General features: G+C 74.2%; 22 protein-coding genes. 11 read left to right on the top strand and 11 right to left on the bottom strand.

The window, feature by feature from the left end; genetic code table 11:
- Positions 1-24 precede the first annotated feature (24 nt).
- On the top strand, positions 25-696 hold the full coding sequence (locus tag D7231_RS31320; protein ID WP_242000021.1) for an ABC transporter ATP-binding protein: 672 nt from the start codon (positions 25-27) through the stop codon (positions 694-696).
- 5 nt (positions 697-701) lie between these two features.
- Complete coding sequence (locus tag D7231_RS31315; protein ID WP_120759087.1) at positions 702-1,499, top strand: ABC transporter permease; 798 nt, start codon at positions 702-704, stop codon at positions 1,497-1,499.
- Here the strand turns inward: D7231_RS31315 and D7231_RS31310 are convergent.
- Genes D7231_RS31310 through D7231_RS31300 form a run of 3 tightly spaced genes read right to left on the bottom strand, consistent with a single transcriptional unit; the run spans position 1,477 to position 4,881 of the window.
- Positions 1,477-2,229, bottom strand: coding sequence for a succinate dehydrogenase/fumarate reductase iron-sulfur subunit (locus D7231_RS31310; RefSeq protein WP_120759085.1), 753 nt, complete (start codon positions 2,227-2,229; stop codon positions 1,477-1,479). The two genes, D7231_RS31315 and D7231_RS31310, sit on opposite strands and share 23 nt — an antisense overlap.
- Entirely contained in the window at positions 2,229-4,175 is a 1,947-nt protein-coding gene (locus tag D7231_RS31305) for a fumarate reductase/succinate dehydrogenase flavoprotein subunit (protein ID WP_120759083.1), read from the bottom strand. Before D7231_RS31305 ends, D7231_RS31310 begins: the two co-directional genes overlap by 1 nt.
- Before the next feature lies 1 nt (position 4,176).
- A complete protein-coding gene (locus D7231_RS31300; RefSeq protein WP_120759082.1) occupies positions 4,177-4,881 on the bottom strand; it encodes a succinate dehydrogenase cytochrome b subunit in 705 nt (234 codons plus the stop codon).
- 89 nt (positions 4,882-4,970) lie between these two features.
- Here D7231_RS31300 and D7231_RS31295 point away from each other — a divergent pair, with 89 nt between their 5' ends.
- The gene (locus D7231_RS31295) at positions 4,971-5,864 is read left to right on the top strand and encodes a LysR substrate-binding domain-containing protein (RefSeq protein WP_120759166.1); all 894 of its coding nucleotides are present in this window, start codon (positions 4,971-4,973) and stop codon (positions 5,862-5,864) included.
- A 9-nt stretch (positions 5,865-5,873) separates the two neighbouring features.
- On the opposite strand, the gene crcB (D7231_RS31290) is transcribed toward D7231_RS31295, so the two are convergent.
- From crcB (D7231_RS31290) to D7231_RS31275, 4 genes are read right to left on the bottom strand one after another with little or no spacing between them, the layout of a single operon-like run.
- Positions 5,874-6,233 (bottom strand): fluoride efflux transporter CrcB, encoded by a 360-nt coding sequence (gene crcB / locus D7231_RS31290; protein ID WP_120759081.1) that lies wholly within the window; start codon positions 6,231-6,233, stop codon positions 5,874-5,876.
- On the bottom strand, positions 6,230-6,610 hold the full coding sequence (locus tag D7231_RS31285) for a DUF190 domain-containing protein (RefSeq protein WP_120759080.1): 381 nt from the start codon (positions 6,608-6,610) through the stop codon (positions 6,230-6,232). Before D7231_RS31285 ends, crcB (D7231_RS31290) begins: the two co-directional genes overlap by 4 nt.
- Positions 6,607-7,086: a fluoride efflux transporter CrcB gene (gene crcB, locus D7231_RS31280; protein ID WP_120759079.1), complete on the bottom strand. Its 480-nt coding sequence runs from the start codon at positions 7,084-7,086 to the stop codon at positions 6,607-6,609. The genes D7231_RS31285 and crcB (D7231_RS31280) overlap by 4 nt, the downstream gene beginning before the upstream one ends.
- 36 nt (positions 7,087-7,122) lie before the next feature.
- Positions 7,123-8,448, bottom strand: coding sequence for a styrene monooxygenase/indole monooxygenase family protein (locus D7231_RS31275; protein ID WP_120759078.1), 1,326 nt, complete (start codon positions 8,446-8,448; stop codon positions 7,123-7,125).
- Between the two features lie 520 nt (positions 8,449-8,968).
- Here D7231_RS31275 and D7231_RS31270 point away from each other — a divergent pair.
- From D7231_RS31270 to D7231_RS31260, 3 genes are all read left to right on the top strand, one after another.
- The gene (locus D7231_RS31270) at positions 8,969-9,937 is read left to right on the top strand and encodes a polyprenyl synthetase family protein (protein ID WP_228775409.1); all 969 of its coding nucleotides are present in this window, start codon (positions 8,969-8,971) and stop codon (positions 9,935-9,937) included.
- A gap of 372 nt (positions 9,938-10,309) precedes the next feature.
- Positions 10,310-10,549 (top strand): chaplin, encoded by a 240-nt coding sequence (locus D7231_RS31265; RefSeq protein ID WP_120759077.1) that lies wholly within the window; start codon positions 10,310-10,312, stop codon positions 10,547-10,549.
- 201 nt (positions 10,550-10,750) lie between these two features.
- A complete protein-coding gene (locus D7231_RS31260) occupies positions 10,751-13,237 on the top strand; it encodes a tetratricopeptide repeat protein (protein WP_242000020.1) in 2,487 nt (828 codons plus the stop codon).
- A gap of 27 nt (positions 13,238-13,264) precedes the next feature.
- Here the strand turns inward: D7231_RS31260 and D7231_RS31255 are convergent, their stop codons facing one another.
- Positions 13,265-14,773, bottom strand: coding sequence for a hypothetical protein (locus tag D7231_RS31255; protein WP_120759076.1), 1,509 nt, complete (start codon positions 14,771-14,773; stop codon positions 13,265-13,267).
- Positions 14,774-15,327: 554 nt separating this feature from the next.
- Between D7231_RS31255 and D7231_RS31250 the strand changes: the two genes are divergently transcribed.
- Genes D7231_RS31250 through D7231_RS31240 form a run of 3 tightly spaced genes read left to right on the top strand, consistent with a single transcriptional unit; the run spans position 15,328 to position 18,532 of the window.
- Positions 15,328-16,827 (top strand): DNA-3-methyladenine glycosylase 2, encoded by a 1,500-nt coding sequence (locus tag D7231_RS31250; protein ID WP_120759160.1) that lies wholly within the window; start codon positions 15,328-15,330, stop codon positions 16,825-16,827.
- A 45-nt stretch (positions 16,828-16,872) separates the two neighbouring features.
- Positions 16,873-17,409 (top strand): methylated-DNA--[protein]-cysteine S-methyltransferase, encoded by a 537-nt coding sequence (locus D7231_RS31245; RefSeq protein WP_120759075.1) that lies wholly within the window; start codon positions 16,873-16,875, stop codon positions 17,407-17,409.
- Positions 17,410-17,419: 10 nt separating this feature from the next.
- Complete coding sequence (locus D7231_RS31240) at positions 17,420-18,532, top strand: DUF5937 family protein (RefSeq protein WP_120759074.1); 1,113 nt, start codon at positions 17,420-17,422, stop codon at positions 18,530-18,532.
- A gap of 41 nt (positions 18,533-18,573) precedes the next feature.
- Here the strand turns inward: D7231_RS31240 and D7231_RS31235 are convergent, their stop codons facing one another.
- From D7231_RS31235 to D7231_RS31225, 3 genes are all read right to left on the bottom strand, one after another.
- A complete protein-coding gene (locus D7231_RS31235) occupies positions 18,574-18,822 on the bottom strand; it encodes a hypothetical protein (protein ID WP_120759073.1) in 249 nt (82 codons plus the stop codon).
- A gap of 85 nt (positions 18,823-18,907) precedes the next feature.
- Positions 18,908-19,201 carry a hypothetical protein gene (locus tag D7231_RS31230; protein ID WP_120759157.1) on the bottom strand — a complete coding sequence of 98 codons (294 nt, stop codon included), beginning with the start codon at positions 19,199-19,201 and terminating at the stop codon, positions 18,908-18,910.
- A 2-nt stretch (positions 19,202-19,203) separates the two neighbouring features.
- Complete coding sequence (locus D7231_RS31225) at positions 19,204-19,854, bottom strand: DUF5994 family protein (RefSeq protein WP_242000019.1); 651 nt, start codon at positions 19,852-19,854, stop codon at positions 19,204-19,206.
- A gap of 302 nt (positions 19,855-20,156) precedes the next feature.
- Between D7231_RS31225 and D7231_RS31220 the strand changes: the two genes are divergently transcribed.
- A complete protein-coding gene (locus tag D7231_RS31220) occupies positions 20,157-20,633 on the top strand; it encodes a DUF5994 family protein (protein WP_120759071.1) in 477 nt (158 codons plus the stop codon).
- 186 nt (positions 20,634-20,819) lie between these two features.
- On the top strand, positions 20,820-21,203 hold the full coding sequence (locus D7231_RS31215; protein ID WP_158673846.1) for an STAS domain-containing protein: 384 nt from the start codon (positions 20,820-20,822) through the stop codon (positions 21,201-21,203).
- Positions 21,204-21,356: the final 153 nt, after the last annotated feature.

Here is a 21,356-nt window from a genome sequence, read left to right as displayed (position 1 = left end):
CGCTCTGTCCGTCGTTGGACAGGCGTGGCCGCACCGTACGCACCCCCGCACGCCCTGCGCGTCAGCGCGGTGCACAAGTCGTACGGTGCGCGGCGGGTGCTGCGCGGGGTCTCGTTCGATCTCGGTCCCGGCACGCTCGCCGGCATCGTCGGTGAGAACGGCGCCGGGAAGACGACGCTGCTGCGCATCCTGTGCGGGCAGACCGCCGCCGACGCCGGTGCCGTCGAGCACCGGGGCCGGCTCGGCTACTGCCCCCAGGAGACGGTCCTCAACGACTTCCTCACCGTCGCGCAGCACCTGCGCTACTTCCAGGTCGCCTACGGGCTCAGCGGCCTGCGGCGCGCCGAGGAGCTGATGGAGGAGCTCCACTTCTCCGAGTACCGGCACTCCCGCGTCGCCGTGCTCAGCGGCGGGACCCGCCAGAAGCTCAACCTCACGCTCGCCCTCATGCACGACCCGCAGGTGCTGCTGCTCGACGAGCCGTACCAGGGCTTCGACTGGGAGACCTACCTGCGGTTCTGGGGCGTCGCGGCCCGCCTGCGCGACCGCGGCTGCTGCATCGTGGTCGTCTCCCATCTGGCCTGGGACACCGAGCGGCTGGACCGCCTCTACCGCCTGCACGACGGCGTCGCGGCGCGCTGGCAGCCCGGCCCGGGCCCGGCGCCGGGCCCGGCGCCGGGCCCGGGAGGCGGGTGAGCCGGATGGACGCCCCGGGCCGCCGCTTCGCCACGGCCTCCTCCTTCGCCCTGCTGGAGCACACCCGCAACCGCTTCGCGCTCGTGCTCGTCGTCTTCTACATCCCGTTCTGGCTGACGATGGAGCACTGGTTCGTCGCCTCCGCGCCCACCGGCTTCCTGCTGCGGGCCACCGGGCGGCACCTGACCGTCGACGGCAACCGGCTGACGATGGTCTCCGGCGCGCTCAACGCCGTCACGCTGATCGTCGGCTTCATGATGTTCATGACGACGTTCAAGTCGCTGGCCTTCGACCGCCGCCTCGTCCTGGCCGGCTACCCGCGGATCTGCCTGCTCGTCGCCAAGGTGGGCGCCATGCTGCTCGCCGCGGCCCTGATCTCCGCGTACGCGACCGCCGTCATCTGCTGGTACTGGGACCCGGTCCGGCCCTGGCTGCTGATGGCCGGGGTGTTCACGGCCGGCGTCGGCTACGGCGGGATCGGCATCCTGCTCGGGGCCTTCCTGCGCAACGAGCTGGCGGGCCTGTTCGTCATCATCATGACCAGCCTGCTCGACACCATGCTCCAGAACCCGATCAGCAATCCGGGCGCCACGAAGGGCGGCGTGCAGTTCCTGCCCGAGTACGGGCCCACGCAGGTGAGCGTGGCCGCCGGCTTCTCGGACGCCACCCCGTACGAGCACCTGCTGCTGGGCCCCGTGTGGTTCGCGGCGATGTGGCTGCTGGGCACCGCCGCCTTCCACCTGCGCACCCGCGACCACCGCCCGGCCGCGGGGCGCGCGCTCAGCGCCGCCGCCCGCCCTTGAGCGAGGCCCGCAGGTACTCGCGGTTCATCGTCGCGATCGACTGGAGCGGGATGCCCTTGGGGCAGGCCGTGGCGCACTCGCCGGTGTTCGTGCAGCCCCCGAAGCCCTGGTCGTCCATGGCGTCCACCATGCCCAGGACCCGCGACTCCCGCTCGGGCCCGCCCTGGGGCAGGACATTGAGGTGGACGACCTTCGCGGAGGTGAAGAGCATCGCGGAGCCGTTCGGGCAGGCGGCCACGCACGCGCCGCAGCCGATGCACTCCGCGTGCTCGAAGGCGAGGTCCGCCACCGGCTTGGGGACGGGCGTGGCGTGGGCCTCCGGGGCGGAGCCCGTCGGCACGGAGACGTAGCCGCCGGAGCCGATGATGCGGTCGAACGCGGACCGGTCCACGACCAGGTCCTTCACGACCGGGAAGGCGGCCGCGCGCCACGGTTCGACGTCGATGGTGTCGCCGTTGCTGAAGTGCCGCATGTGCAGCTGGCAGGTCGTGGTCCGCTCGGGGCCGTGCGCCTGCCCGTTGATGACCATGCCGCACGCCCCGCAGATGCCCTCGCGGCAGTCGTGGTCGAAGGCGACGGGCTCGTCCCCGGCGAGGATCAGCTCCTCGTTGAGGTGGTCGAGCATCTCCAGGAAGGACATGTCCTCGCTGATGCCCGTGACCCGGTACGTGGTCATGGCGCCCGCCTCATCGGCGTTGCGCTGGCGCCATATGCGCAGGGTGAGGTCCATTACGCGTAGCTCCGCTGGGTGGGGTGGACGTATTCGAAGGTCAGGGCTTCCTTGTGGAGGACGGGCGGGCTGCCCGTCCCCGTGAACTCCCAGGCGGCCGCGTACGAGAACTCCTCGTCCTTGCGGGCCGCCTCGCCGTCCGGGGTCGCGCTCTCCTCCCGGAAGTGGCCGCCGCAGGACTCCGCGCGGTGGAGGGCGTCGAGGCACATGAGCTCGGCGAGCTCCAGGTAGTCGACGATGCGGTTGGCCTTCTCCAGGGACTGGTTGAGCTCCTCGCCCGTGCCCGGCACCCTGATGCGCCGCCAGAACTCCTCGCGCAGGGCCGGGATGCGGTCGAGCGCCTTGCGCAGGCCCGCGTCCGTGCGGGCCATGCCGCACTCGTCCCACAGCAGCTCGCCGAGCTCGCGGTGGAAGGAGTCGGGGGTGCGGTCGCCGCGGGCTGCCAGCAGGCGCCGCAGCCGGTCCGTCACGTCCGCGACGGCCTCCGTCACGGCCGGGTGGTCCCCGGGCACGGCGTCGTGCGGGTGCCGGGCGAGGAAGTCGTTGATCGTGGACGGCAGGACGAAGTAGCCGTCGGCCAGGCCCTGCATCAGGGCGGACGCGCCGAGCCGGTTCGCGCCGTGGTCGGAGAAGTTGGCCTCGCCGATCGCGAACAGGCCCGGGACCGTGGTCCGGAGGTCGTAGTCCACCCACAGGCCGCCCATCGTGTAGTGGATGGCCGGGTAGATCCGCATGGGCACCTCGTACGGGTCCTCCGCCGTGATCCGCTCGTACATCTCGAAGAGGTTGCCGTACTTGGCCTCGACGGCCTTGCGGCCCATGCGCGCGATCGCGTCGGCGAAGTCCAGGTAGACGCCCTGCCCGCCGGGGCCGACGCCGCGCCCTTCGTCGCAGACGTTCTTCGCGGCGCGCGAGGCGATGTCGCGGGGGACGAGGTTGCCGAAGGAGGGGTAGATCCGCTCCAGGTAGTAGTCCCGCTCGGGCTCCGGGATCTCGCCCGGCGGGCGGGTGTCGCCCTTCGCCTTCGGCACCCAGATGCGGCCGTCGTTGCGCAGCGACTCGCTCATCAGCGTCAGCTTCGACTGGTGGTCGCCGGAGCGCGGGATGCAGGTGGGGTGGATCTGGGTGAAGCAGGGGTTCGCGAAGTACGCGCCGCGGCGGTGGGCCCGCCAGATGGCGGTGGCGTTGGAGTTCTTGGCGTTGGTGGAGAGGTAGAAGACGTTGCCGTAGCCGCCGCTCGCGAGGACCACCGCGTCCGCGAGGTGGGTGCTGACGGCGCCCGTGATCAGGTCCCGGGCGACGATGCCGCGCGCCCGCCCGTCGACGACGATCAGGTCGAGCATCTCCGTACGGGCGTGCATCTCGACGTGGCCCGCGTCGATCTGCCGGCTGAGCGCCTGGTACGCGCCGAGCAGCAGCTGCTGGCCGGTCTGCCCGCGCGCGTAGAACGTCCGGGACACCTGCACGCCGCCGAAGGAGCGCGTGTCCAGCAGCCCGCCGTACTCGCGGGCGAAGGGCACGCCCTGCGCGACGCACTGGTCGATGATCTCGACCGAGACCTGGGCGAGGCGGTGGACGTTGGACTCGCGGGCCCGGAAGTCGCCGCCCTTGACGGTGTCGTAGAACAGCCGGTGCACGGAGTCGCCGTCGTTGCGGTAGTTCTTGGCGGCGTTGATGCCGCCCTGGGCGGCGATGGAGTGGGCGCGGCGCGGCGAGTCCTGGTAGCAGAACTGCACGACGTGGTAGCCCTGTTCGGCGAGGGTGGCCCCGGCGGCGCCGCCCGCGAGCCCGGTGCCGACGACGATGACGGTGTGCTTGCGCCGGTTCGCGGGGTTGACCAGCTTGGCCTCGAAGCGGCGGCGGTCCCAGCGCTCGGCGATCGGCCCGCCGGGGGCGGCGGTGTCGGTGACGGGGTCGCCGGTGCGGTAGTCGGGGTATGCGGTCATGTCAGCTCACGACTCCTGTCAGGACGCCCACGGGCACGGCGATGAAGCCGCAGGTCAGCACCAGCGCCAGGGCGTTGGCCAGGAACTTCAGCACGCGGTCGCGGCGCGCCGAGTTCGCGCCCAGCGTCTGCGCGGCGCTCCAGAAGCCGTGCCGGACGTGCAGGCCGAGGGCGAGCATCGCGACGATGTAGAAGGCGGTGACGGCCGGGCGGTCGAAGGAGGCGACGAGGTTCTCGTACGGCCGCCCCTCCTGGGCGTTGGGGTTGACGGTCAGCGTCGTCAGGTCGAGGACGTGCCAGACGATGAACAGGGCGATGATCACACCGCCCCAGCGCATGGTGCGGGTCGCGTAGCTCGCGCGCGGGCGCTTGCGCTCGTACTGCCGCGGGCGGGCGGCGAGGTCGCGGCGGCTGAGCTGGTACGCGGCCACGCCGTGCAGCACGACGGCCGTCCCGAGGGCGGCGCGCGCGATCCACAGGAACCACTCGTGGTGCAGGAAGGGCTCGCCGACGGTGCGCAGCCAGTGCCCGTAGGCGTTGAACTCGCCCGCACCGAAGAAGATCTTGAGGTTGCCCACGACGTGGGCGACCAGATACGCCAGCATGATCACGCCGGTGACCGCCATGACCGCCTTCTTGCCGACGGTCGACCGCCACACGGAGCCGATGAGGGACGGAGGACGGTCCGCCCGGGTCGCCAGTGCCATGACACCAGACGCTAGGCAGCCCCACCTCGATCCGTCCAAGACATGATGAAGCTGGTTTCCATAGGCTCCGCCTATCTATGCTGCTGACCGTGCAATTCCAGCAGCTCCGCTACTTCGCGACCTTGGCCGAAGTCCGTCACTTCACCCGCGCGGCGGAGGCCCTGCACGTCGCCCAGCCCTCCCTCTCCCAGCAGATCCGGGCCCTCGAACGGGAACTGGGCGCCGAGCTCTTCCAGCGCGCCCGCGGCAACATCACCCTCACCGACGCCGGGGAGGCCCTGCTGCCGCTGGCCCGGCAGATCATCGCCGACACCGAGACCGCGCGCCGCGAGGTCCAGGAGGTCGCCCAGCTGCGGCGCGGCCGGGTCCGCCTCGGGGCCCCGCCGAGCCTGTGCGCGAGCCTCGTCCCCGACGTGCTGCGCGCCTACCACGCCCGCTACCCCGGCATCGAGCTCGTCGTCGACGAGGGCGGCTCCCAGGACCTCGTGCGCACCCTCGCCGGCGGCGGCCTCGACCTCGCCCTGATCATCACGCCGCTGGCCGTGGGAGCCCCGGCCCTCGCCACGACCGAGCTCCTGCGCGAGGACCTCGTCGTCGTCACCGCCCCCGGCGAGCCGCCGCCCACCCGCCGCCGCGCCCTGCGCGTGGCGGACCTGGAGGGTCTGCCCATGGTGATGTTCCGCCGCGGCTACGACCTGCGCGAGATCACCACCTCGGCCTGCCGCGCCGCCGGCTTCGAACCGTCCTTCACCGTCGAGGGCGGGGAGATGGACGCCGTCCTCGGCTTCGTCCGCGCGGGCCTGGGCCTGGCGGTGGTGCCCGGCATGGTGGCCGCCCGCTCGGGCCTGCGCGTCACGCCCTTCGAGGGCACCCGCATGCGCCGCACGGTCGCACTCGCCCACCGCAAGGACGTGGCTCCGCCGCGCGCGGCACGGGAGTTGCGGGCGGTGCTGCTGGAGCACCTGGGGGTGGGAGAGGAGTAGCCGGGGGGCTCACCCCCACAGGCCCCGCCCCAGCGCCACGCCCGCGAACGCCGCGCCCAGCCCGCACACCACGCTCAGCGCCGCGTTCGCCACGGCATAGCCGCGCGCGCCCTCGCGGGCCAGCGTCAGCGTCTCGTACGAGAACGTGGAGTACGTCGTCAGCGCGCCGCACAGGCCCGTGCCCAGGAGCAGTTGCAGGCGGGACGGGGCGGCGGCGGTGAGGATCCCCAGGAGCAGGCTGCCGGCGACGTTCACGGCGAACGTGCCCCACGGGAAGACCGAGTCGTGGCGCGCCTGCACCGCGCGGTCGGTGAGGTAGCGCAGGGGCGCGCCGGCCATCGCGCCGGCCAGGACGAGGAGCCAGTTCACGCGCTGCCCTCCGGCTCGGACTCCCCGGGCCGCCCGTGCTCTCCGGGCCGCCCGAGCTGCGGGATCTCGACGGGCTCCAGGGTGACGAGCTGTCCGGTGACCACCTCCGCGAGCACCGGCAGGAACGCCCGTACGCGCTCCTCGGCGTCCACGATCACCACCGTCACCGGCAGGTCCTCGCTCAGCGAGAGCAGCCGCGCCGTGTGAACGACGGATGAGGCGCCGTAGCCCTCGACCCCGTGGAAGACCGTCGCCCCCGCGAGCCCGGCGGCGTGCGCGCGGTGCACGATCTCGGTGGACAGCGGCCGGTGCCGCCACCGGTCGGACGCGCCGAGGAAGACGGTCAGGCGCAGCGCCGCCCGGCCCGCGGGCCTCATCGCGCGCTCCTGCGGAGCAGCACCGCCCGCGTCGCCGCCGAGGCCGCCCACACGGCCGCCAGCGCGGCGAGCAGCGTGGCCGCCAGATAGGCGAGCGCCGTCGCGACGTGCCCGTCCTCGGTCAGCCGCTGGACGTCCACCGCGTACGTGGAGAAGGTCGTGAAGCCGCCGAGGACGCCCGTGCCGAGGAACGGACGCAGCAGCCGGTGCGGCGCGGCGAGTTCGCCGATCACCGTGAGCAGCACCCCGATCAGGGCGCAGCCCACGACGTTGATCAGGAAGGTGGTCCAGGGGAACGCTCCGGCCGGGGCCGGCCACAGCAGCCCGGCGCCGTAGCGGGCCGCGGCTCCCGCGCCGCCGCCGAGGGAGACCGCGCAGACGACCGCGCCCTGCCCGCGCGCCACGGGCCGCCGCCCGGGAGGGCGCGTCCGCGGGGACGGGCCGCCGGTGACCGTCCCGGCCCGGGTCGTGCTCATGCGGTCCGCCCGCCTCCTCGTCGTCGTGGGCCCAGGTTATCCACCGTCCGCCGGAACCGCCGCGCCGGCGGCACCCACGGCCGCCAGGTACGCGTCGGCGCGGTCCGCGTCCATGAACCAGTCCGCGAAGCCGGCCGGGTCCCCGAATCCGTTGGCGTAGCGGTGCGCGACGGCGGGGTGCCGCGCCGCCGCGGACAGGATGCGCCGCACGTGCTCGGGCGGGGGCCCCAGCAGCATGTTGCAGAAGGCCGACACGTGGCGCGCGTGCTCCCAGTACGCCGCGAACGTGCGCAGCATCCACGTCCGGTCGAAGGGCTCGCCGCCGTGCGCGGTGATCGCCCGGAGGTAGTGGGCGGCGCCGCGGGCCGCGCTGTTGGAGCCCTGCCCGCCGATCGGGTCGTGGAGGACGACGGCGTCGCCCAGCCCGAGGACGTGCGCGCCGGGCGCGACCTCCGCGACGGGCCGCCGCACGACCGGCGTCAGCGCACCCGTGAGCGAAGCCCCCGCGTCCGTCGGCTCCATGCCGCGGCACAGCTCGTACTCCCCGGGCAGGTGGCCGCGGAGCAGCTCCAGCGTGCGCTCCACGACCTCGCCCGGGCCCGGCCGGTCCGCCCAGACGTCGAACGGCCCGCCCGGCACCGCCTCCCACAGCACGATCTCGCACGGGCCGTCGAGCGTGAGGGCGTGCATGACGAAGAACTCCCCGGCCAACTCTTCGGAGCCGCCCACGGGGGTGACCCGCAGGTGCGGCTCACTGAGGCCGTCCGGCATGCGCGTGCCGCGTACGTAACACACCGCCAGCCGCCGCTGCGGGCGCTCGAACGGGCTGTGTCTGGCGTCGCGCGCGAAGACCTCCGCGAGCGGGCCGCGGCCGGAGGCGACGACCGTCAGGTCGTGCGCGGCGGCGATCCCCGGCAGGTCGTCCGGGCCGACCGTGCCGTACTCGACGCGCCCGCCCCGCGCCTCGAACAGCTCCAGCCAGTCCGCCGTCTTCACCCGCAGGTCGACGGACTGCGCGGGTAGGTCCAGGGGGCCGGCGAAGCCTCCGGCGGGGGAGCGCTGGGGGTCGGCGACGGAGAAGCCGAGGGCCGTGAGGCGGGGCGCCTCCGCCTCCCACAGGTGCAGGCCGGCGGCGCGCTCCAGGGCGAGGGCGGGGCCGTACATCACCTGGGTGGAGAGCACCCGGCCGGCCCGCACCTCATCGGGGGTACGGGCGGTGTAGACGGTGACGTCGTAGGGCTCGTGGGGCTCTTGGAGTTCATAAGGTCCGGACGGCCCTGCGGCTCCCGTGCTGTCCGGCCGCAGCCCCAGTGCCAGGTGCAGCCCCGCCTGCCCCGCTCCGACCACCGCGATCCTGCGCATCGCCGCCTCCGCGGGCCCGGAGGTCGCTGCCGTGCGGTCCCGGCACCGGGCCCCCTCCCGTTGTAGCGGCGTGCACGGCGCGCTGTACAGACGGCGCCATCATCGTCCGCACGCGTTCCCTCCCGTACCGCGTCGGCCGGAACCCGACGGTCAACCTGGCGGTCAGGAGAAGGCTCTGCCGCAGGTCACACGAGTGAATCGGAGGATGATACGACCGGTGCCCGGGGGGATCGGCCCGGTCCGGGCGGGCAACGACAGCCGATTATGAGCCACATGCACGCCACGCTCGTACGCGCGCACGGGCCGCAAGCCGCCTCCTGGGGCCGTCCCGGCGGACCGGAGGGGGTGGCGAGAGTGCCATGAAGGGGGAGGGATGGCGCATTCCGGTATGGCAGGAAACCGTCGCTTCCCGCGCGCTCCCGTGGGCAGCCTTCTGGCCGGTCAGGCTCCGCCGCCGAGGGCGGGGCGCCCGCCCGGCAGGGTCGGTCGCTGGACCGAAACCGATCCAGGGAGGCACACGATGACGACGCAACCCCGGCCGCCCCGCGCGGTGGCGCCCCGGGAGCCGGTCCCCCAGCTCCAGCGCGCCGGGATGCTCGACCAGGTCGAGAAACGGCTGCGCGGCCTCCTCAACGACGAGCACCGCCGCTGGCGCACCGCCGACGCGCGGGGCGCCGGCGTCGTCGAATCCCTCGCCGAACTCGTCGCCGTGGGGGCCGACCGGGTCCGCCCGGTCATCCTCCTCACCGGCTACCTGGCGGCGGGCGGCGACGCGGACGGCACGGCCGCCGTCGAGGCCGCCGCCGCCCTCGAACTCCTCGACACCTGCACCCTCATCCGCAGCGACGTGCGCGACAACGCCGCCCTGCGCCGCGGCATCCCCGCGCTGCACGTCAGCCGCGCCGCCGAGCACGAGCGCAACGGCTGGGCCGGTGACGCGCGCCGCTTCGGCGAGTCCACCGCCACCCTGGCCGGCGACCTCGCCCTCTCGCTCGGCGACCGGCTCGCCGCGCGGCTGCCCGCGCCCGCGTGGCAGATCTGGGACGAGATGCGCGTGGAGCGCGTGATCGGCACGTACGCCCACGAGGCGATGGCCGCCGAATACCTCGACGACCCGTGGCCCGGGCGGTGCATATCGGGATGCGACCGGGGCTGCGCCGCGGGCTGGTACGCCCTGCGGCACCCGCTCCGGCTGGGCGCGGCGCTCGCCGACCGGCCCGACCTCGACACCGCCTACGACGCCTACGCCCGCTCGCTGCACGCCGCCTGGCGGCTGCGCGGCTTCCTCGACGGCGGCCCGGAGTACGACTGGGACGCCGAACTGCTGCGGGAGATCCTGCTGGAGCGCGAGGAGCGCGGCATCGCCGAGCGCCTCATCCGCGAGCTGGTGGACCGGGCGTCCCGGACCGCGGCCGCCGCGCGGCTGACGCCGGGGTGGTGCGAGGAGCTGACGGCCTTCGCGGTGCGGATGGCGGCGGAGCGGGGGTAGGGCGGGGCGGCGCCTTTCGGTGCGCTCTCCGCTGGGCCGTACGGGTCATTCTGCGGAACCGCATTTGTAGGGCTTTTCCTATCCGCGACGCCGCTCCTTTCGCCGCCGCCCGCGCGGCGCATTAGAGCGCATTAGACCGACGACCTGCCGAAATGACTGCGGCGCTGCGGGTAATGGCTGCGGATTTCTCCGTGGCAACGGCACGGACCAGTACACGGACAAGGGCGACCGGAAGGGAGATCCTCGGTCACCCATCCGCACCACGGACGAAACCTTTGCGAGTACGGGGCGTTGAAAAGCACACCCCGGCCGTCACCGGTCGGGTGCCTCCCAGTACGACCGAGCAAGATCAAGCAGCAAAGGTGTCTCCGCATGTCACGAATCGTCAAAACGGCTGCCCTGACCGCCACCGTGGGCGCGGCGCTCGCGGGTATCACCGGGACCGCGCTCGCCGACGCCGGCGCCAAGGGGGCGGCTGTCGGTTCCCCGGGCGTCATCTCGGGCAACGTCATCCAGGTGCCGATCCAGATCCCGATCAACCTGTGCGGCAACACGATCGACATCGTCGGACTGCTGAACCCCGCGTCCGGCAACGTCTGCGTCATCGACTGACACAGGCCGAAAACCGGCGGATTCGGGGTGCCCCCGCCCCGGGCCGCTTCCGTGTGGCGCCCTCGATTCACCGTCGCGGGCGCCACGCTGTGTTCGGGGGGCTTTTCCCCGCCCGCGCACGGGGTTCCCCTCCCCAGTAGGTGATCTTCCCGCTAGCTTGGTCGGGACTACGGGGCGGGGCGAGTCGGGGGAGGGCGTGCGGTGGATCCGTTCACGATGACGGCGGTGCTGGCGGCCGTCGACACGGCGGCGTCGGGAGCGCTTTCGGGCGCGGCCGGCGAGCTGGGGCGGCGGACCGCGGAGGGGCTGGCCGGCCTGGCCCGCCGGGCCTGGCGCAGGGACGGCGGCGGCGAGCCGCCCGCGGCCCCTGCGGACGACGGCGAGCGCAGGGCCCTCGCCGCCCTCCTGATCGAACAGGCCCGGGCCGAACCGGGCTTCGCCCGCGACCTGGCCTCCTGGCTCCGCGAGAGCGAGTGGCTGGCGGCGGCCGCCGCCGTCCCCGCGGCGGCTTCCAGCGCGGCCCGCCCGCGGATGTTGCCGCCGCTGACGTCGGCCTTCACCGACCGGGACGAGGTCCTGGCGAAGGTCACGGCGCTGCTGGACGGGCCGGACGGCGGTGCCGCCGCGTCCATGGCTCCGCCCATCGCCGTGCTCGCCGGCTCCGCCGGCGTCGGCAAGACCGCCGCGGCCGTGCACTGCGCCCGCTCCCTCGCCGACCGCTTCCCGGACGGCGAGCTGTACGCCGACCTGCGCGGCGCCGCGGCGGACACCGCCGTCACCCCGTCCGAGGTGCTCGTCCGCTTCCTGCACCACCTGGGCGTACCCGCGGACCGGGTGCCGGCCGACGAGCAGGGCCAGTCCGACCTCTACCGCGAGCGCACCGAGGGCCGGCGCATGGTCGTCCTCCTCGACAACGCCCACAGCGCCGCCCAGGTCGGGCCGCTGCTGACGGCGTCGCCCGGCTCGCTCGTCCTGGTCACCAGCCGCCACCGGCTGCCCGCGCTCGTGCGCGACCACGGGGCGCGGATCGTGCCGGTCGGCCCGCTGTCCGGCGCCGACTCCGTCCTGCTGCTCACCCGGATCGCCGGCCCGGAGCGCGTCGCCGCGCAGCGCACGCACGCGGAGGCCGTGGCGGCGCGGTGCGGGGGCATACCGCTCGCGCTGTGCGAGACGGGGGCCCTGGTGCAGGTGCGGGAGCAGCTGACCTGGGAGAGCCTGGAGCGCGAATTCGCCGCGATGGCCGAGGGCTTGAGTGGCACCGCGGGCTTGAGGGACACCACGGGCTTGACGGGGGGCCGGCAGGGACAGGCTCCTGGAATGCCTGATGACGCTGCTTTCCCTGATGACACCGCGTTTCGTGTTTCTCCGGTGGAACCGGCCCTCCTCGCCACCGACCTCTCCTACCGCGACCTGGCCCCCGACGCCGCCCGCCTCTACCGGCTGCTGGGCCTGCGCCCCTGGCCGGACATCCCCGTCGGCGCCGCCGCGGCCGCGGCGGACACCGGCGAGGCCGAGGCCCGCCGCCTGCTCGAAACCCTCGCCGCGGCCCACCTTTTGGAGGAGACCGGTGAGGAGCGCTACCGCTTCCACGACCTCGTCCGCCTGCACGCCGGGCGCCGCGCCCACGAGGAGGACGGCCGCGCGGCGACGGCCCTCGCCGTCCGCCGCACCATCACCTGGTACCTGCGGCTGGCCGCCCGCGCCGACGCCCTCGTCATCCCCGGCCGCTGGCACCTGGGACCCGCGTACGCCCGTACGCCCGGCAGCGGCCCCGCCGGCCGTACCGCGGAAGAGGCCCGCGCGGCCCTGGCCGTGCTGCGCCGCGAACGCGCGAACCTCGCCGAAGCCGTACGGGCCGCGGAGGAGTACGGCTTCGACGAGGAGGCCTGGCAACTGTGCGAGGCCACCTGGGGCCTGCACCTGCGCCTCGGCTTCCACGACCAGTGGGTCGCCACGCACCTGCGGGGCGTCGAGGCGGCCCGCCGCTGCGCCGCCGGCATCGGCGACCCGCGGGCCGAGGGCCGCATACGGACCCAGCTCGCCTTCGGGTACATGGGCCTCGGCCGGTACGCGGAGGCCGAGGCCCAGCTGACCGCCGCCGCGGCGGCCGACGAGCGCGCGGGCCACCACCGCGGCCGCGCCACGGCCACCGAGTCGCTCGGCCTGCTCTGCCTGCGGCAATGGCGCTACGAGGCCGCCGAGGAGTACTTCGTGCAGGCCCGGAGCGCCCTGGACGGCATCTCTCCCGGCGGCGTCGGCGCGGCCGACGTGCCCCGCGCCGACGCGCTCCTCGCCCACCACCTCGGGCGGGCCCTGCGCGGCCAGGCCCGCCACGCCGAGGCCCTGGCCCAGCTGGCCGACGCCCTCGCCCGCTTCCGGGCGCTGCCCGACCGCGACCTCTACAACGAGGCCCGCGTCCGGATGAGCCTCGGCGAGACCCACCTGGCCGCCGGCGACCCCGCCGCTGCTCGTACGCCCCTCGACGAGGCCCTCGCCGTCATGGAGGCCGAGGGCGCGGTCCTCCAGCGGGCCGACGCCGCCGAACTCCGCGCCCGCTGTACGCAGGCCCCGGAGGAGGCGGCGCGCTACCTGCGCCTGGCCCGCTCGCTGTACGAGGAGGCCGGCGACACGGCGGGCGTGTCCCGTACGGAGGCACACCTGAGGGAGACGGGGGCCGGGGGCGTGTAGCGGCGGTGCCGGACGGTACGGCCGGCCTCAGCCGGGCAGCGGCTCGATGTCCACGCGGTGGTGGACCCTCCCGGTCACGACGGTGATGCCGCTCCCCACCGCCTCCTCCAGGGACTTGCCGCCCGCGAGCCAGGCGTGGAGGGCGGAGGCGTGGGCCGCCGGGTCGCACAGGTCGGCCCGGCCGTCGGCGCCGGGGCGGGCGGTGAGCCGCAGCAGGTCGCCGGCGCGGGTGCGGACGGTGCAGCGCCCGGGGCCCGTGACGTACACGGCGAGCGCGCAGCCCGGGTGGCGGCCGAGGACCTCCGCGGTCCAGGCGGCGGGCGGCCCGACGCGCGGGTCGTCGGCCGCCGCGTACCGCACGATCACGTCCGCGACGCGCAGCCGGCCCGGGTCGGGGGTGTCCTCATGGACGGAGGTGTGGGCGTCCTGGCCGATGTCGTCGCCGGCATCCATCGGGCCGTCGTCCGTCGCTCGGCGCACCACGGCGATCTCCGGTGCGCCCGAGGCGTCGGCCAGCCGGGTGAGGACGCGGACGGGCGCGGTGCGCTCGGCGGGCGCGTACGACGGGAGCGGCAGCGGGTCGAGGAGGGCGGGGCGGCCGGCGGGCTCCGGAATGCCGATCAGGCCGTAGAACGCGCGGCGCAGGAGTGCGGCGGAGCGGCCCGGCGCGGAGCTGACGTGCTCGGCCTGCGCGCGGAAGCGGCCCGGGTCGTGGTGGTCGACGGCGTGGTCGACCTGTGCGCGCAGGTCGTCGTACGGGCGCAGCCGCGGCGCGGCCCGGCCGAGGGCGGCGACGGGCGAGTCCGGGTCGAGGGCGCCGCCGGGGAAGGCGCCGAGGAGGACGGGCCTGCCGATGGCGGCCGCGTAGTACGTGACGGACCCGTGGTCGCCGATCACGCAGTCCGCGGCGATCAGCGCCTGCCGCCAGTCCTCCACCGGGTCCACGAGCGCGAGCCCGGCGCGGCGGGCCCGGTCGAGCCAGGCCCGTATCTGACCGGGTCCGTGGCCGTGCCAGATGTTGGGGTGGAGAACCGCGGCCGTGCGGTACTCGTCGGCGGGGAGCTCGGCGGCCAGCCGCGGGAGGAGCGACGGCAGCAGGTCGCCCTCGGAGTCGTCGTCGCCGAAGAGGGAGCCGGGCGACCAGGTGGAGTTGACGACGACGAGCCGCTGGCCGGGGGCCGTGCCGAGGGCCCGGCGGAAGCGCTCCCGGTGGGGGAGGGCCGCGAGGATGCGGTCGTAGCAGGGGTCACCGGCGAGGACGGCGGTGCCGGCCGCCTCCGGGCAGGCGGCGCGCAGGCGGCCGAGCTGCTCGGGGTGCGAGAGGACGGTCGCGGCGGCGAGGGGGCGGCCGTCGTGGAGCAGCCAGTCGGGGGAGAGGCCGAAGACGGGAGCCGCGGGGGTGGGGGTATGGGCGTCCGGCGTCCGGCGTCCGGCGTCCGGCGTCCGGCGTCCGGCGTCCGGCGTCCGGCGTCCGGCGTCCGGCGTCCGGCGTCCGGCGTCCGGCGTCCGGCGTGGCCAATCTCTTATTGTAGCCAACGCCGTGTGAAAGCACGGCCAAATCCCCGCATATCAGCTCTAGTTCGCCGCCGTAGCTGGCGGATACGGCCAGGTCGACGGGCGTCTCCTTGGCCTGCTCCCAGGGCAGTACGGGCAGCCCCACGGAGGCCAGCAGCTCCGGCACTCCGGCGAGGAACGGCGACGACCCGGTGCACGTCACGAGCAGCTGCACCCGGAGGTCGTCCCGGAAGAGCGGCAGCACGTCCAGCAGCCGGGTGGCGGAGGTGACGTTGTGCACGACGAACAGGACGCGGCGGCACGCGGCCCGGGTCACCCACCGGTGGGCGTCCTCCCCGACGGGCACCCGCAGACGCGCCTGATCACGCCTCTGACCACTCCTCTGATCATTGATCTGATCACTCATCCCACGCATTTCTCTGTCCCCCCTAACGATCACCAGCAACACCGGCCCCACCGAAACCCCACTGAAGCACAGCACACCTCCGACATGGATGTCGGATTTCCGCCGGATCCGGGGCGGGAGGTGCGCCAATACTGGCGGCATGCACACCGACGCCATGCACAGCGATGGCATGCACCACGACGTGGACCGGTGCGTCCGGGCCGTACAGTCCAAGGACGCCCGCTTCGACGGGTGGTTCTTCACTGCCGTGACCACCACCCGCATCTACTGCCGCCCGAGCTGCCCCGTCGTGCCGCCCAAGCCGCGGAACATGACCTTCTACCCGAGCGCGGCCGCCGCGCAGCAGGCCGGGTTCCGCGCCTGCAAGCGCTGCCGGCCCGACGCGAGCCCGGGCTCGCCCCGCTGGAACGAGCGGGCCGACCTGGCGGCCCGGGCCATGCGCCTGATCGCCGACGGCGTGGTGGACCGCGAGGGCGTGCCGGGCCTCGGGGCGCGGCTCGGGTACAGCACCCGGCAGGTCGAGCGGCAGCTCCTCGCCGAGCTGGGCGCGGGCCCCCTCGCGCTGGCCCGCGCGCAGCGCGCCCAGACGGCGCGGCTGCTGATCGAGACGACGCCCCTGCCGATGGGGGAAGTCGCGTTCGCCTCCGGGTTCGCGAGCATCCGCGCCTTCAACGACACCGTGCGGGAGGTCTTCGCGCTCTCCCCGAGCGAGCTGCGGACCCGCGCGGCGGGCCGGGCGCACCGGGAGCCCGCCGCGGGAGGCACCGGCCCGGGCACCACCCCCGGCACCGTCTCCCTGCGCCTGCCCCACCGCGCCCCGCTCTTCCCGGACAACCTGTTCGGGCATCTGGCGGCGACCGCCGTCCCCGGCACGGAGGAGTGGCGGGAGGGGGCGTACCGCTGCACGATGCGGCTGCCGCACGGGCACGGCATCGCGACGCTCCGCCCCGCGGACGGCCACATCGGCTGCCGGCTGACCCTCACGGACCTGCGGGACCTGGCCGCCGCGGTCAGCCGCTGCCGCCGCCTGCTCGACCTGGACGCGGACCCCGAGGCCGTCGACGGGCTCCTGCGCGAGGACCCGCTGCTGGCCCCGCTCGTCGACCGCGCCCCCGGCCGCAGGGTGCCGCACACCGTGGACCCGGCCGAGTTCGCCCTCCGCGCGGTGCTCGGCCAGCAGGTGTCCACGGCCGCGGCCCGCACCCTCGCCGGGCGCCTCGTCACCGCCCACGGCACCCCGGTCGAGGACCCGGACGGCGGCCTCACCCACCTCTTCCCGCCCCCCGCGGCCCTCGCGGAGCTCGACCCCGGGACCCTCGCCATGCCGGGTGCGCGCCGCCGTACGTTCACCGCCCTCGTCGCCGCGCTCGCCTCCGACGGGCTCGACCTCGGCCCGGGCAGCGACTGGCAGCGCACCCGGGAGCAGCTCGCCGCGCTGCCGGGGATGGGCCCCTGGACCGTGGAGACGATCGCCATGCGCGCCCTCGGCGACCCGGACGCCTTCGTCGCCACCGACCTCGGCGTCCGCCTCGCCGCGGCGAACCTCGGCCTGCCCGCCACGCCCGCGGCCCTCACCCGCAGGTCACGGGCCTGGCAGCCGTGGCGGTCGTACGCCGTCCAGCACCTGTGGGCGACGGGTGACCACCAGATCAACCGCATGCCGGTCTGAACCCGCCGCACATCACGGAGGAACACGGAGGAACACGGAGGAACCATGTCCCACCACGACCACCACTCCCACCGCTCGTACGCCGTCGTGGACAGCCCGTACGGCCCCCTCACCCTGGTGGCCACCGGCGACCGGCTCAGCGGCCTGTACATGGAAGGCCAGCGCCACCGCCCGCCCCAGGAGACCTTCGGCGAGCGCGAGCCGCAACCGTACGCCCCGGGCTCGGTGTTCGCCCGGACCCACGAGCAGCTGGAGGAGTACTTCGCCGGCGCCCGCACCCGCTTCGACCTGCCCCTCGGGCTCGCCGGGACGGACTTCCAGCGCACCGTCTGGCAGGCCCTCCTGGAGATCCCGTACGGGGAGACCGTCTCGTACGGCCTGCTGGCCGCCCGCATCGGCCGCCCGGCCGCGTCCCGGGCCGTGGGGCTGGCCAACGGCCGCAACCCCGTCGGCATCATCGTCCCCTGCCACCGCGTCGTCGGCGCGAGCGGCGCCCTCACCGGCTACGGCGGCGGACTGCCCCGGAAGCAGCGCCTGCTCGCCCTCGAACGCGCAGGCAGCGCGCGGGAGCGGGCATCATGACGTCGTGAGCGTGAGCATAGACATCACCGGCCTGGCCACCGAACGGATCGTCTTCGAGACGTCGCCGATGGGCGAGTTGTGCCTCGCGCTGCACGCGCTGTCCGAGCCCGGCCACCACCCGGGGCTGGCCGGCTGGGTCACGGCCACGGCCGCCGCGCTCCGCCCGGACCTCGCCGACCGCCTCCAGGAAGCCGACTTCCTGTGGCGCACCACCTTCTCCGACCTGTTCATGCCCTGGGCCGGGCTGCGCGGCGGCACGGGCAGGCCCGGGGCGACTCTCGCCGAGGAGCTGGACCTCCTCGACCGGCTGGACGACGACCAGTTCGTCACCACGGCCCTGGAGTTCGCCTGCCTCGCCTCGTACAGCATCGGCGGCCCGTCGCCGCTGACGCACCGCCCGACGCGCACCCGGATCCTGGAGCTCGCGGCGGCCCGCGGGCCCCGGCAGGTGGAGTTCGCCGGGCGCCTGCTGAAGGACCCGGCCTCCGTACGGGCCTGGGTGCGCCGCCTGTTCGAGGACTGCGACGAGGCGTTCTTCGCGGACATCTGGCAGCGCGTCGAGCCCCGGCTGGCCGCCGACGTCCGGCACAAGACGCAGCTGCTGCGCCGCAAGGGGCTCCGCGAGGCGCTCGCCGCGGTCTCCCCGGCCCTCCACCTGGAGGACGGCGGCCGCCGCATCCGGGTCGACAAGCTGGCCGACGGAAGGGCCACGGCGACGGATTCCGTGGTGGGCCCGGGCCTCACCCTCGTCCCGTCCCACTTCGGCTGGCCGCACCTGATGGTCCTGCACCGGCCGCAGTGGCGTCCCGTCGTCCACTACCCGGTCGGCTCGCCCGAACTGCCCGCCCCCACCTCGGTCGACCTCCTCAAACTCCGCCTCGAAGCCCTGGCCCACCCCGTCCGCATGCAGGTCTGCCGCAGCACGGCCCGCACCCCGCACACCACGGGCGAACTGGCCGGCGTCCTCGGCATCAGCCCCCCGGAGGTCTCCCGCCACCTGTCCGTCCTCAAGAAGGCGGGCCTGATCACGTCCCGCCGCCGCGGCCGCTACGTCCTCTACCAGCTGGACGTCCGCGCGGTGGCCCGCCTGAGCAGCGACTTCCTGGAGGGAATCCTCCGCTGAGGCCGCGGGGCACCTGGCCGGGCCGCTATTCCGTAGTGCCGCTATTCCGTAGTGCCGCGGCAGAGGCCTTCGACGCGGAACCACAGGCCCTGGGCGTAGACCGCATGGATGACGGCTTCCTCCCCCTTGGCGATCCGCAGGATTCTCAGGGCGCCGCCGGGAAGCACGTCGTACTGGTAAGTGATCTCGGAACTGCCTTCGACGGTGTCGTCGTAGGAGATGTCCGGCGTCCGATCGTTCGCGTATTCCTTCGGCGGACGGTTTTCCACCAGTTTGATGAAGACGCTCATGGGCCAACCGTACGGTTCTTTCGCGGGCTTCGCCCTCCGGGACGAGGGGAAGACGAGGGGAGGCAGCGGGGCGGCCGCGGGCCGTTCAGAGCTCGTCGTCGTGCCGTGGGCGGCCGGCCGCCGAAGCCCGGCTGGCCACCAGCCAGGATCGCGCGGGCTCGGCGGGATGCGTGGTGTCGACGGTGAGGTGCAGCCGGGTGCCGCCTCCGCGGCCGGCCGGGTAGCTGCGCTGCTCAGTGGAATCGAAGCAGTGCCGGAGGACTTCCGCGACGCGGCGGGCGGTCTCGGGGGACGCGGTGACGATGCGGACGTCGGCGAGCCCCGCCGCCGGCAGCGGCTCCGCCGGCGCGGGGGCGGGTGCGGCGCGTTCGGACGGCATGGTCACCACCCCTCGCCGGAGCAGAGCCGGAGTCGCCCGCGGTCCCCGCGCGGTTGCTCGCGGCAGTTACGCGCGAGGGGAGGACCGGTCGGGTTCCCGGCCGGCAGCGACGCGGTCCCGGTGCCGGTCCCAGTCCCGGTGCCGGTCCCGGTTCCACCCTCGGTCTCCCATTCCTCTTCGCTGTTCCGTGACTCCGTCGCATCGTCGGCCGTCCGCTCGTCCTCCATCAGCTTGCTCGCGGTGAGGAGGCTTCCGGGGGTGGTCGCGGCGTACATGAGCCGGGCGGCCGCGGCCGGGTCGGTCTCCGGCGGGATGATCAGCAGGTCCAGGCGGTCCGCGGTGAAGGAGAACAGCAGGAGCTTGTGCGGGTCCTGCTCCTTGTCGAACCAGCCCACGTGCACCGTGTGTCCGGCGACGGGAACCTTGCGCGGGATCACGGGCCAGAACGTCGGATTCACCGTGACGCGCGTGACCCGGCCCCAGGAGTGGTCCAGCCTCTCCGCCAGCGCGGGGAGCTCGCGGGAGAGATCGCGCGAGCGGGGCCACCAGGCCCCGTCCAGCAGGCCCGGCACCGTCCCCGGCGTCAGGGACAGGCGAGCGGGCGGCGAAGGGGCATGCTCATCGGTGGTCGGGCGGTTGATGGTGACAGCCATGATCTGAACCTGCCCCCGGGCTCATCGTCGATCGCCCGGCATGGGTGACTCACCGGGAACGACACCCGCATGGAGGCCGGTGTACGAAGTGCTCCCGGTCTCCCCACCCTACTCCGGCAGGCGGCCCGGAGACCCTGCGCGACCAGGCATTGTCCTGCGGGCGAGCCCGCCGCCGCCGTGCGGAGTACGGTGGGGTTACTGCGAGCGCTTCGCCCGGTGCTGCCGGAACAGCCCGGACGGCGGGCGAGCGCGCGTAACTCTCGCGCATGCGCGTAACTCTCGGAGACGGGCGAGCACACACCATGGCCGATTCCGACACCCCACACCCTCCCGGGCTCCTGCCGGAAGCGATTCACCGAGCCGTGAAACCCGGGACGGCGCTCCTGCGGCTGGAGACGACGCAAGAGCGCGGGGGAGTGCTGGACGGCGCGTGGTGGCCGCGCTCCCGCGACATCGGCGCCGAGCTTCCCGGCCTGATCACCGCCCTGACCGAGCACCTCGGCCCCGTCACGCGCGTCGGCCTGGACGCGAGTGCCTGGCAGGAGCTCCCGACGCGGCTGACCATCGACGACCGGGTCGTGCGCATCGACTCCTTCCCGGTCGGTGACGACACGGTCCTCATCACCCGGGGCGAGAACGACCACTTCGCTCTGCTGGTGGTCCCGCCCGACGCGACGCCCGACGCGGCACGCGCCGCGATGGCCAGGGCCGTACGGGCCGACAACGTCACCAGGGCCGAACAGATCCTCATCGACACGGGCAGCACGCGGCAGACCTGAACAAGGGCCTTTCTGTTCAGCTCTGTTCAGCCCTGTTCGTAACGTACGGACAGGACTAGGCTGCGGTGTGAGGCCCCAGCCCCCGGCAGCACCGAGATGCAAGCCGCTCCGAGGAGGCACGTGGTGCCCGTAGAACGCAAAACCGTCCCCGCCCCCGCCGAAGTTCCCCGAGGGGCGGGCCGGCGCGTGTCCGCATCGCGCTGTCACTCCCCGCCCCCCGGCAGCCCACGGGACCGCGTGCTCACCGTCCGCGGAAGGCTGGACCTCTCCGGTGTCCCGAGGCTGCGCGAGCGCCTCCTGCACGTGTCCCACAGCCCCGGAAGCCGGCTGACCCTCGACCTCTCCGGCGTCACCTCCTGCGACGCCCTGGGCCTCGGGCTGCTCGTCGCCACCGCCCGCAGCGCCCGCTACTCCGGCGGCGACCTCTGCCTCGCCGCACCGCGCCCCGCCGTCGCTCAAGCGCTGAGGGCCAGCGGACTGAGCAGGATCCTCCCGATCCTCCCCGCCTCTGACGGCCAGTCCGCCCCCGCGCCACGCTCCCACCCCGGCACCCCCGCCAAACACCCCTGACCAGCAAAAACGCCCCTCCCGACGGGCTTCCGTTCTAGTGGTCGTCGCAACACCCCAGCTCAGGGGATGCGATGGACCACCAGATCCGGGGGGACCGGAGGCCGCAGGGACGGAAGAAGCTGACCGCTGAGCGGGCGGCATACTTCCAGCTCA

This window comes from Streptomyces klenkii (assembly GCF_003626645.1).
Lineage (GTDB): Bacteria > Actinomycetota > Actinomycetes > Streptomycetales > Streptomycetaceae > Streptomyces > Streptomyces klenkii.
Note: the sequence above shows the minus strand (reverse complement) of the source record. Positions and strands in the feature narration are given on the sequence as shown.

Coding starts and splice junctions, on each gene's coding strand:
- D7231_RS31265 (WP_120759077.1), top strand. CDS start 10,310: ATGTCACGAATCGTCAAAACGGCTGCCCTGACCGCCACCGTGGGCGCG.
- D7231_RS31235 (WP_120759073.1), bottom strand. CDS start 18,822: ATGAGCGTCTTCATCAAACTGGTGGAAAACCGTCCGCCGAAGGAATAC.
- D7231_RS31270 (WP_228775409.1), top strand. CDS start 8,969: ATGACGACGCAACCCCGGCCGCCCCGCGCGGTGGCGCCCCGGGAGCCG.
- D7231_RS31275 (WP_120759078.1), bottom strand. CDS start 8,448: ATGCGCAGGATCGCGGTGGTCGGAGCGGGGCAGGCGGGGCTGCACCTG.
- D7231_RS31250 (WP_120759160.1), top strand. CDS start 15,328: ATGCACCACGACGTGGACCGGTGCGTCCGGGCCGTACAGTCCAAGGAC.
- D7231_RS31305 (WP_120759083.1), bottom strand. CDS start 4,175: ATGACCGCATACCCCGACTACCGCACCGGCGACCCCGTCACCGACACC.
- D7231_RS31315 (WP_120759087.1), top strand. CDS start 702: ATGGACGCCCCGGGCCGCCGCTTCGCCACGGCCTCCTCCTTCGCCCTG.
- D7231_RS31245 (WP_120759075.1), top strand. CDS start 16,873: ATGTCCCACCACGACCACCACTCCCACCGCTCGTACGCCGTCGTGGAC.
- D7231_RS31225 (WP_242000019.1), bottom strand. CDS start 19,854: ATGGCTGTCACCATCAACCGCCCGACCACCGATGAGCATGCCCCTTCG.
- D7231_RS31220 (WP_120759071.1), top strand. CDS start 20,157: ATGGCCGATTCCGACACCCCACACCCTCCCGGGCTCCTGCCGGAAGCG.
- D7231_RS31285 (WP_120759080.1), bottom strand. CDS start 6,610: ATGAGGCCCGCGGGCCGGGCGGCGCTGCGCCTGACCGTCTTCCTCGGC.
- crcB (WP_120759079.1), bottom strand. CDS start 7,086: ATGAGCACGACCCGGGCCGGGACGGTCACCGGCGGCCCGTCCCCGCGG.
- D7231_RS31300 (WP_120759082.1), bottom strand. CDS start 4,881: ATGGCACTGGCGACCCGGGCGGACCGTCCTCCGTCCCTCATCGGCTCC.
- D7231_RS31310 (WP_120759085.1), bottom strand. CDS start 2,229: ATGGACCTCACCCTGCGCATATGGCGCCAGCGCAACGCCGATGAGGCG.
- D7231_RS31230 (WP_120759157.1), bottom strand. CDS start 19,201: ATGCCGTCCGAACGCGCCGCACCCGCCCCCGCGCCGGCGGAGCCGCTG.